General features: G+C 68.2%; 2 pseudogenes. Both read right to left on the bottom strand.

Annotated elements, in window-relative coordinates:
* Nucleotides 1-558: pseudogene (locus tag LPA27_RS19165) on the bottom strand (Fe-S cluster assembly protein SufB); the annotation flags it as partial.
* Nucleotides 555-807: pseudogene (locus LPA27_RS19160) on the bottom strand (transcriptional regulator); the annotation flags it as partial. The pseudogenes LPA27_RS19160 and LPA27_RS19165, both read right to left, overlap by 4 nt.

The following is an 807-nucleotide window of genomic DNA, read 5'->3' as shown; positions in this document are numbered from 1 at the left end:
CACCGAGGTGTTGAGCGCGGCGAACTTGTTGTCGCCGACCGGGATCACGGTGCCGAAGTACTCCTGGAAGAGCTCCGGGTGCTCCTTGAGCGCGGTGTCGGTGTCGAGGAAGAGCACGCCCTGCTCCTCGAGGTCCTCGCGGATCGAGTGGTAGACGACCTCCGACTCGTACTGCGCGGCCACGCCGGAGACCAGGCGCTGCTTCTCCGCCTCCGGGATGCCGAGCTTGTCGTAGGTGTTCTTGATGTCCTCGGGGAGGTCGTCCCAGGTCGCGGCCTGCTTCTCCGAGGAGCGCACGAAGTACTTGATGTTGTCGAAGTCGATGCCCGACAGGTCCGAGCCCCAGCTCGGCATCGGCTTGCGGCCGAAGAGCTTGAGGCCCTTGAGGCGCAGGTCGAGCATCCACTGCGGCTCGCTCTTCTTGGAGGAGATGTCGCGCACGACCTCCTCGGAGAGGCCGCGCTTGGCGGTGGCGCCGGCGACGTCGGAGTCGGCCCAGCCGAAGTCGTAGCGGCCGATGCCCTCGAGCTCGGGGTTGCGCTCGTCGATGGTCGTCATGAGCTGACCTGCTCCTTCTTGGTTGCGGACTGCTGGCTGGTGGTGCGCGCGAGGCCGGAGGCCTGCTGCTGGTCTGGGTCCTGCGGGTCGTGCTGCTGCGGGAGGTCGGGGATGCAGGTGGTGCAGACCCCGTCGCCGTGGGCGATGGTGGCCAGGCGTTGCACGTGGCGGTCGAGCACGCGACCGATGGCCGCGGTCTCCGCCTCGCACAGCTGGGGGAACTCGTGGGCCACGTGGCTGACCGGGCAG

Source organism: Nocardioides sp. Leaf374, assembly GCF_916862475.1.
GTDB classification, from domain to species: Bacteria; Actinomycetota; Actinomycetes; order Propionibacteriales; family Nocardioidaceae; genus Nocardioides; species Nocardioides kribbensis.
This window is presented reverse-complemented; position numbering and strand designations above follow the sequence as displayed.